This is a genomic window from Azotobacter armeniacus (assembly GCF_054779355.1).
The window spans coordinates 20,347-29,235 of the sequence record NZ_BAAGYK010000165.1 but is presented as its reverse complement, the minus strand read 5'-3'; the positions used below and the strand labels follow the sequence as shown (position 1 = coordinate 29,235).

Sequence of the window (8,889 nt, the reverse complement as noted above, 5' to 3'; positions counted from 1 at the left end):
CTTTTGGGGGCGATCAGGATAACGATATACGTGGATGGCCGCTCCGTAGGTCGGGTTAGCGTAGCGTAACCCGACAGCCTGCCCGGCATTGCCCGTCGCGTCGGATTACGCCCTGCGGCTAACCCGACCTACAGTTGCAGCAGTGATCTGGTATTTGATGAAAATGCTCTATGTGAAGGCCCACCAGCACAGTGCCGGTGCGGCCAGCGACCAGCCCGAAGCCATCGGCACAAGCCGGGCAGGAAACACGAGCAAGCTCCACCTGGCCGTCGATGCGCATGGATTGCCCGTGGCCTTCGAGATCACCGGGGGCGAGGTCAGCGACTGTAGCTTGGCCCCCGAGCTGATTGCACAACTGCCGTCTGCCGCGGTGATCGTGGCCGACAAGGGCCATGACAGCGAGCGCATCCGCGAACGGATCGAGGCGCAGGGCGCCCGGGCGGTCATCCCCCGAAAGCGCAACTCGATCAAGGGCAATGCCGATCTGGACCGGGGGCTGTATCGCTACCGGCATCTGGTCGGGAACGCCTTTGCGCGGCTGAAGCATTACCGCGCCGTGGCGTTCCGCCACGACAGGCTGAAGCGAAATCACGAGAGCAGGGTAGCCATGGCCTGTGGGTTCCTGTGGCTCCCCATGTAACGTCAACACCCCCTAGGGCGGCGAGCGTTAGCGAGAGGGAGGGGAGGATGTCAAAATCGGCAATCCGCGTTGTCCGAGCATTCGCTGATCTTCGTGGCCGTGGCTGGCTTCGAGGGCCAGGTTTGAATTTTCCTGGAGTCCACGTCGTGAAAAAGTCTGCGCGCATTCGCTGCCTGCCAGCCGTCCTGGGTACGCTTCTCTCCCTGCCGGCCTTGGCCGCCGACGACGGCTACACGCCGGCCTATTCCACCTGCATGGACGCCTCGGGCGGGGTGACGGCGAACATGGTCGACTGCATGGCAGCCGAGACGCGGATTCAGGATGCGCGCCTGAACCAGGGCTACCAGGCCGCCATGCAGGCCCTGGACGCCGAGCACCAGGCTCGATTGCGCGATGTCCAGCGCCTGTGGATCAAGTACCGCGACGCCAACTGCAGTCTGCACGCCAGCTTCACCGGCGGCACCATCGACCGCATCAACGGCGCCTCCTGCGTCCTCGACATGACCAAGACGCGCGCCGACGAGCTGGCGTCGTTTGTCGTTTGGGGGAAGTAATGCCAGCGCCGATTTGAACGTGCGAGCTTCCGAGCTGCCTGTTCGGCAGTAAAACTGCGCGGTGCAACACGACGGTGGCCTGCCACTTTTCTGAGCTGCCTATACGGCAGTGAAGCCGTGATTCAAACAACCAATCCATTGCTTGGCAAGGAAAAGTCCGATCCCCTATAAAATTGCCGGTCCGTGTCGAGTCTGCGCCGGCCGCCGTTCATCCCGGCACGGCGCCAGCCATTTACCAACCCTTTCGCGATTTGCGGGAGTCGCTGGAACTATCTCACATGTGAGATATTGCTCGTGCTGGATTTTTGTTCTAGCTTATCTCACATGTGATGTGCTTTTGGTGAGCCATGCCAGTCAGGAAATCCACCTCGAGCGGAGCTCCGGAGCCGGGCGCCGGGCCGGCCGGGACGAAGAAGAAGCCGGGCGTGATGAAGAAGCCTTCCAGCTTCTACATGAAGCGCATGCGCAGCGGGCTGGCCGAGGCCGGCTATGTGAAGCACGAGACCTGGGTGCTGCCCGAGAATCGGGAACTGCTCAAGCAGCTCGAGAAGCGACTACGCCAGCCGGTGTTGGCCGGCACATTCAAACTGGAGGAATACATGAGCGCAGGGGAAAACTGGACCATCGACCGCCTCTACAGCGCCCTGCAGGCGCTGGAGAACGTGGCATCCGGGGAGATCGGCATCACCCTGGTTCAGGGCGCCGAGCCGAGCATCAAGCTGGAGATGAACGAGTACGGCGGCCTGCCGATCTACATCGCGGTGGTGGGCGAGCAGATCATCGTCGACTCCGTGCTGGTCGAGCTGGAGGCCATCGCCGACGTCGCCCGGTTCAACGATGCCGTGCTGCGCAGCCGGGAGCTGTTCCCGCTGTCCTCGATCGGCATCGAGACGATGCCCAACGGGCAGACCGTCTACAACATGTTCGGTGCACTCAGCGCCGGCTCCAGCCTCACCAACGTGGTGACCGAGGTCTTCACCCTGGTCGACAATATCCAGCACGCCACCGAGGCGTTCGAAGACTTCTTCAAGTAACAGGGGAGTATCCGCATGTCAGGCACGTCCATCTGGAGCAAGCTGCTCACCGCCATCCGCGGCGGCGCCAACGAGGTCGGCGAGGCCGTCGTCGACCATCAGGCATTGCGCATCCTCGATCAGGAGATCCGCGACGCCGACAGCGCGCTGGCCAGCGCCCGGCAGGAGCTGGCCGCGATCATGGCCAAGCACAGCCTGGCGACCCGCCGTGTGGCCGAGTACGACGGCAAGATCAAGGATCTCGAAGCCAAGGCCATGGCCGCGCTGAAGGCCAATCGCGAGGATCTGGCGACCGAGGTCGCGCAGATGATCGCCAACCTCGCCAACGAGCGCGAGACCGAGCACAGGCAGGCGAGCGAGTTCGGCGCCTACGTCGAGAAGATGCGCAAGGACGTCGCCAAGGCCGAGGCGCGCATCAGGAGCCTGCGCCAGCAGGTCGACATGGCCAGGGCCCGCGAAAGCGTGCAGAAGGCCCAGGTCAGCGCCTCGATCGCCAGCGGTGGGGCCAACGGCAAGCTGGAGACCGCCGTCGGCACCCTGAACCGCCTGAAGGCGAAGCAGGACCAGCGCGCCGCCGAGCTGGAGGCCCAGGAGCAGTTGGCCGAGGCCTCCACCGGCAACGATCTGGAGCGCCGGCTGAAGGAGGCCGGCATCGTGCCCGACGCCGGCAGCGCCAATGCAGTGCTGGAGCGCCTGCGCAAGCAAGCCGCCGAGTGAGGCCGGGGCAGCGGAAGGGGCGGGGAAGAGCCCGTCCCTTGCGTGCCGGAATTCAGAGATAGGAAGTGAATATCGTCGGCGGATTCGGGGTGGTGGCCGGCCTGGCCGGGCTGATGCTCGCGCTGCAGGTGGTCAATGCGCTCAGCGGCTACAGCCTCAACGGTTTCGGCCTGCTGCCGCAGTCGCCCGCGGGGCTGGCGGGCATCGTCGCCTCGCCCTTCCTGCATGGCTCGTTCCTTCACCTGGCCGGCAACCTGGTGCCCTTTGTGGTGCTGGGCATGCTGGTGGCCGCCGACGGCGTGCGGCGCTTCGTCGCCGTCAGCCTGGTCATCGTCCTGCTCGGCGGCCTGCTGGTCTGGCTGCTCGGCCGGGAGGGAGTGCACATCGGCGCCAGCGGCTGGGTGTTCGGTCTGTGGACCTGGCTCCTGGCGCGGGCCTGGTACCACCGCAGCTGGCGGAATATGCTGATGGCCGGCGTCGCGCTCTTCCTCTACGGCGGCCTGGTCTTCGGCCTCCTGCCGTGGCAGGGAACCTCGTTCGAGTCGCACATCGCCGGAGCGCTCGCCGGTTTCGTCGCGGCGCGGCTGTTGCCGCCCGACGGCAGGCGGCGAGGCGCCCGTGCATGAGGCGGCAGGCTTTCGGGGCGGCGCGGTTTGGGTGAACCGGCCGAACCCTTCAATGGAATCGGGAATCCATGTCGATCTTCGTATTGCTGCGCTTCTACGCGGCCACCTTCTTCGAGCGCTTCAGCTGGGTCGGACTAGGCCTGGCCATGGCCGTACACACCCTTGTGGCCTACGCGGGCCTGCTGGCGCTGGGGGAATCCCAGCTGACGGACCCGGCGACCTATGCGTACTTCTATCTGACCACGACGCTGACCGTCGGCTACGGGGATCTCACCCCCCTGTCGCCGGCCGGGCGCATCTTCGTGGCCGTCTGGGTGATGCTCGGCGGTATCGCCCTGCTCACCGCAGCGATCGGCAAGACAACCAATCTGGTGATTGAACTCTGGAGAACAGGCATGAGGGGCAAGGGGGACTACTCCGATCGCACGGCCCATACGGTGCTGATCGGCTGGGAAGGGAGGGTCAGCGAGCGGGTCGTCGAGCTGCTGCTCCAGGACGAGACCTCCAACGACAACCTGATCGTGATCTGCGATGCAGTCCTGGAGGAGAACCCGATGCAGGGCAAGGCCGCCTTCGTCAGGGGCGACAGCCTCTCCTCGGCCGCGCTGCTGCGCCGCGCCGGCGTGCCCAGCGCCGAGCGGGTGCTGGTGCGCACCGGCTCGGACGACCTGACGCTGGCCACGGTGCTGGCAGTCAACCAGCTGAAGCCGGCGGGCCACGTCGTGGCGCACTTCAACGACAGCGAGATCGCGGCCCTGGCCCGCTCCTACGCGCCGAAGCTGGAGTGCACCTCCGGCATGGCCATCGAGATGCTGGTGCGCTCCTCCCAGGATCCAGGCTCGTCGGAGGTGATCAACGAGCTGCTCAGCGTCGGCCAGGGCGCCACGCAGTATCGGCTGAAGCTCCCGGAAACCTTCGAGGGGCTGTTCGGCGTCCTCTACCAGCGCCTCAAGCAGCGCCACAACGCGACCCTCATCGGCTACCGCGCCACCGGCGAGTACCAGCCGGCGATCAATCCTCCCGGCGACACCCCGATCAAGGGCGGCGAGCTGTTCTACATCGCTTCCACCCGCCTCCGGGAGGACTTTCATGAGCTGGTTTAAGCGCGTGCTGGGGATCGAGGCCCCGAAGAGCAGGTCCACAGCACCGGCGGCAGGCCCGCTGGGACTCGGCTGGGGCCGGGCCGTGAGCTTCGACGGCAGCCTGGGACTGCTGCTCGAGGGCCGCTCCCGGGTGCGCATTCCCGCCAGCCAGCAGATCTGGAGCGAGGGCGTGATCGAGCTCGGCCAGTCCACCTGGCTTTCCCGCTACTATATGGACGATCAGGATTTCTGGCTCCAGGTCCACACCACCGGCGAGCGGGCCGGGCAGGTCGAGTCGCTGATCCTGTTCAACTACCTCGACTGCACGACCGTCGCCAGCGAGGCGGAGCTGCGCCGCCTGGCGGGGCCGGACAGCCCCATCGGCCTGCCGCGTTACCGCCTCGACGGCGACGAGTTCGCGCGGGAATGGGGCAGCGAGGAGGGCCAGACCGAGCTGGTGGCCTTTTTCGAGCGCGTCCGCAGCGCGAACGAGTCCTACGGCATCGATCACCGCGCGATGCTCTATGCCCGCGAGACGGGGCTCACCGAGCGGCGGGAGTTCCTGCTCTTCTCGGTCGAGGAAGATGAGGAGGGCGTCGTCAGCCTCAGCACCGCGCTGGGCGTCTCGCTCTACACGACCGACCTCCAGGTTATCTGAAACAGGGAAATGCCCATGCTCGACGCATTGCAAATATCGCTCAACAAAGCGGCCGTGTCCGGATTCATCGTCTACATTCTGGGAGCGGCGGTCCTGTTCGCCCTCTTCCAGCTGGTCTACACGCGGCTCACGCCCCACCGGGAGTTCACGCTGATCCGCGAGGGCAACGTGGCGGCGGCGATCGCCCTGGCCGGGGCGATCATCGGCTTCGCCATCCCCGTCAGCAACGTCATTGCCTATTCCGTCAGCCTGCTCGACTTCGTGATCTGGGCCCTCATCGCCGCCATCGTCCAGCTGTTGGCCTTCTTCGCCGTCAATCTGGTGCTCCGGGACCTGTCGGCACGGATCCAGAAGGGCGAAGTCGCCTCCGGCATATACGTGGCGGCGGTGGCCGTCGGCGTCGGCCTGCTGAACGCCGCCTGCATGACCCCCAACTGAACGGCCGACGGGAGGTCCCAATGAAGCGAAGTAGTTACGTGCAACTGTCCCTGGCCACCTCGATCAGCCTGGCGATCGCCGGCTGCGACGGGGCGCAGGACACCTATACCGTCCAGGAGACGTTTCGCTTCCAGTCGGTACAAGAATGCGTGAACCGGAAGTTTCCGGTCGACGTCTGTTCCGACGCCTACATGGCCGCCCTGGCCGAGCATCGCCGCATCGCGCCGCTGTACGACCGCCAGGCCGACTGCGAGGCCGACTTCGTGCCCGGCTACTGCCAGACGGACTCCGCCGGCCGCTACGTCCCGCAGCTGGGCGGCTTCGAGCTGAGCGCCGGCGGCACCGTCACCCAGGCGCAGATGGACAGCGCCAAGGCCCAGGCGGCCGCCTCCGGCGACTCCGGCAGCGGTCTGCTGATGGGGCTGCTGATCGGCAGCATGCTGGGCAACAGCGGCGGGCGCTATTACAGCGAGCCGGTCTATCGCTACCGCGATGGGCGCGGAGCCTTCTCCACCTCCACTCTGTCCCGGCGCATCGAGACGGGCGCGACCTTCCCGAACTCGCAGCAGAGCCGCTACGGCAAGGGCTACAGCAACAGTACCAGCAGGCCGATCTCGACCTCCTCCGCCACCTCGCGCGGCGGCTTCGGCAGCCAGTCGAGCGCGCGCGGCGGCTGGGGCGGCAGCCGCAGTTCCGGCGGCTGAGGAGGCTTCATGCAGAGAATCGCGATCGACGAACGGCCGGACTGGAGACAGACCGCCGAGCGGCTCGGCTTCCGCTTCCACACCATCGACGGCGAGGCCTACTGGGACGAGCGCGCCTACTACCGCTTCAGCCTCGCCCAGGTCGAGAACGACATCGAGGCGCCGACCAACGAGCTCCACGCGATGTGCATGCACCTGGTGGACCGGGTGGTGCGCAGCGAGGCGCTGCTGGCGCGCCTGGCGATTCCGCCGGCGTTCCACGAGCTGATCCGGACCTCCTGGGTCGAGGGTCATCCGCACCTCTACGGGCGGATGGACTTCTCCTATGACGGGCGCGGGCTGGCCAAGCTGCTGGAGCTGAACTACGACACCCCGACCAGCCTCTATGAGGGCGCCGCCTTCCAATGGGGCTGGTTGGAGGAGTGCATGGCGCTCGGCAGGCTGCCCCGCCACGCCGACCAGTTCAACAGCATCGAGGACCAGTTGCGCCAGGCGTTCTCCGAGCTCGGCATCCGCCGCCCCTTCTACTTCGCCTCGATACGGGGCTCGGCGGAGGACCGGGGCACGACCGATTACCTGCGTGGCATCGCCGAGCAGGTGGGCATCGCGACCCGCCACATCGACCTCGAGGACATCGGCCTGAGCGCCGACGGCCGCTTCGTCGATCTGGAGGAGCGCTGGATTCCCCACCTGTTCAAGCTGCATCCCTGGGAGTTCGTCTTCCACGAGCCGTTCGGCGCGGCGGTGGCGGACTGCGACACGCAGTTCTTCGAGCCGCCGTGGAAGGCGGTGCTCTCCAACAAGGGCATCCTGCCCCTGCTCTGGGAGTTCAACGAGGGCCATCCGAACCTGTTGCCCTGCCACCTGGATCGCGACCCGTCGAAGCCGGTGCCCAGCGGCTGGGTGCGCAAGCCCTTCTTCTCGCGCGAGGGGGCGAATGTGGAGCTGTGCACGACGGAGGGCGAAGTGCTCAGGGTGAATGGTCCCTACACCGACGCGCCCTATATCCTGCAGGCCTTCTCGCCGCTGCCGCGCTTTGGCGACAACCACACCCTGGTGGGCTCCTGGGTGATCGGCGACAGCGCCGCGGGCATGGGCATCCGCGAGGACGACAGTCCGATCACCCGCGACTCCAGCCGCTTTCTGCCACACGTCATTCTCGATTGAGCGGGGGATGGCGCACGGAATTTCCTCCCGCCCGACGCTCGCCTGGCCCTGGCGGGTCAGGATGTCGTGGCGGGGGTTGCCTGCCGACGCGCCACTTCGCGGGTATCGATGATCCGCAGGCTGAGCAGCGGGAATTCGCACTTGCGCCCCTGGCGGTCGTAGCCGCCGAAGTGCCCGGCCTGCAGGTGCTCGCTGCGGTAGTGGCGCCGGCATTGCGCCGGGAAGTCTTCCTGCAGGCGGGTCAGGCACTGCTGGATCGGCACGTTGCCCGGCAGCAGAGTCAGGGGGTTGGCGTGGCGGGCCTGCTGGAGCTTCCGTTCGGTGATCAGCTTGAGCACGTCGATGATCCGGCCGATGCCCCGGTAGCGGCCATCCTGGGTGATCACGAAGTCTTCCTCGATGCGCTGGCGGGCGCGGCCGGTCAGCAGGCGGCTGATCTGCTGCAGGGAATGCGCCTGGTCGACGGCGAGGAAGTCCTCGCTCATCAGCCGCTGGATCGCCTTGCGGGCGAACAGCTCGGGGCCGAAGGGCTTGAGCAGGGCGTCGGACGGCGCGTGGCGGTGGACCACGCCGACCGGCCGCTGCTTGGCATCGAGGATCGCCAGGAAGTTCAGCGAGGCCTGGCTGCGGAACAGCTCGAGGACCTGGGCGACCGGTGTGCTGTCGGCTACCCCCGGCTGCTCGATGAGCAGCACGGTGAGGTCGGTACCCTCCTCGGCGAGGGCCGGGCTGGCCAGTCTGGGCTGCGGCAGGTATTCGCGGACCTCGCTGACCGGGCGCTCCGCAGGCCGCGCGAACAGGTAGCCCTGCAGCAGGTCGACGCCCATCTCGACGAGGGTGGCCAGCTCCTCGGGGCGTTCGATGCCCTCGGCGATGATCCGCGCGCTGGAGGCCTTGGCCATGCGCAGAATGGAGTCGACGAATTCGCGTTTGAGCGGATCGCGGTCGATGCCGTCGATGAAGTGGCGGTCGATCTTCACGTAGTTCCGGCGAAACGTTGAGAAACAGCCGGCCATCGAGGTCGAGTTCGTGAAAGCGCTGGCAGGTGTTCTTCCGGCACAGGGCCTCCAGCTCGCTGAGCCGGCCGGCATGGCGGGCGGCGCCGAACAGCGGCATGGGCGCGTGCAGGGGGCTGTTGGAGGGGCCGCGGCTCAGCGCCTCATAGCCGTGGACGCGCTGTTCGGAGAGGCTGAGAATGGGCTGGAACAGAGTGGTCAGGGTGCCGCGGGCAAGGATCAGATTTGTGTGCCAGGGCGAAAACCGCAGCCG

At 66.6% G+C, this 8,889-nt stretch carries 9 protein-coding genes and 2 pseudogenes; 10 read left to right on the top strand and 1 reads right to left on the bottom strand.

What is annotated here, in order from left to right; translation table 11 throughout:
• Window positions 1–169: 169 nt before the first annotated feature.
• The 10 genes and pseudogenes from ACYVD0_RS22110 to ACYVD0_RS22065 form a co-directional block, all read left to right on the top strand.
• Window positions 170–640 (top strand): annotated as a pseudogene (locus ACYVD0_RS22110) (IS5 family transposase); the annotation flags it as partial.
• A gap of 146 nt (window positions 641–786) precedes the next feature.
• Window positions 787–1,194 carry a lysozyme inhibitor LprI family protein gene (locus ACYVD0_RS22105; protein WP_460428793.1) on the top strand — a complete coding sequence of 136 codons (408 nt, stop codon included), beginning with the start codon at window positions 787–789 and terminating at the stop codon, window positions 1,192–1,194.
• A gap of 428 nt (window positions 1,195–1,622) precedes the next feature.
• Window positions 1,623–2,228 carry a YjfI family protein gene (locus tag ACYVD0_RS22100; RefSeq protein WP_460428792.1) on the top strand — a complete coding sequence of 202 codons (606 nt, stop codon included), beginning with the start codon at window positions 1,623–1,625 and terminating at the stop codon, window positions 2,226–2,228.
• 15 nt (window positions 2,229–2,243) lie between these two features.
• A complete protein-coding gene (locus ACYVD0_RS22095; protein ID WP_460428791.1) occupies window positions 2,244–2,945 on the top strand; it encodes a PspA/IM30 family protein in 702 nt (233 codons plus the stop codon).
• A gap of 65 nt (window positions 2,946–3,010) precedes the next feature.
• The gene (locus tag ACYVD0_RS22090; protein WP_460428790.1) at window positions 3,011–3,571 is read left to right on the top strand and encodes a rhomboid family intramembrane serine protease; all 561 of its coding nucleotides are present in this window, start codon (window positions 3,011–3,013) and stop codon (window positions 3,569–3,571) included.
• Window positions 3,572–3,639: 68 nt separating this feature from the next.
• Window positions 3,640–4,674: a potassium channel family protein gene (locus ACYVD0_RS22085; RefSeq protein WP_460428789.1), complete on the top strand. Its 1,035-nt coding sequence runs from the start codon at window positions 3,640–3,642 to the stop codon at window positions 4,672–4,674.
• A complete protein-coding gene (locus ACYVD0_RS22080) occupies window positions 4,661–5,311 on the top strand; it encodes a DUF2491 family protein (protein WP_460428788.1) in 651 nt (216 codons plus the stop codon). Before ACYVD0_RS22085 ends, ACYVD0_RS22080 begins: the two co-directional genes overlap by 14 nt.
• A 15-nt stretch (window positions 5,312–5,326) precedes the next feature.
• Complete coding sequence (locus ACYVD0_RS22075; RefSeq protein WP_460428787.1) at window positions 5,327–5,749, top strand: DUF350 domain-containing protein; 423 nt, start codon at window positions 5,327–5,329, stop codon at window positions 5,747–5,749.
• A 20-nt stretch (window positions 5,750–5,769) separates the two neighbouring features.
• Window positions 5,770–6,453, top strand: a complete 684-nt coding sequence (locus tag ACYVD0_RS22070; protein WP_460428786.1) for a DUF1190 domain-containing protein — start codon at window positions 5,770–5,772, stop codon at window positions 6,451–6,453.
• 9 nt (window positions 6,454–6,462) lie between these two features.
• A complete protein-coding gene (locus ACYVD0_RS22065; protein ID WP_460428785.1) occupies window positions 6,463–7,620 on the top strand; it encodes a glutathionylspermidine synthase family protein in 1,158 nt (385 codons plus the stop codon).
• 110 nt (window positions 7,621–7,730) lie between these two features.
• On the opposite strand, the pseudogene ACYVD0_RS22060 reads toward ACYVD0_RS22065, so the two are convergent.
• Window positions 7,731–8,886: pseudogene (locus tag ACYVD0_RS22060) on the bottom strand (EAL domain-containing protein); the annotation flags it as partial.
• Between the last annotated feature and the right edge of the window lie 3 nt (window positions 8,887–8,889).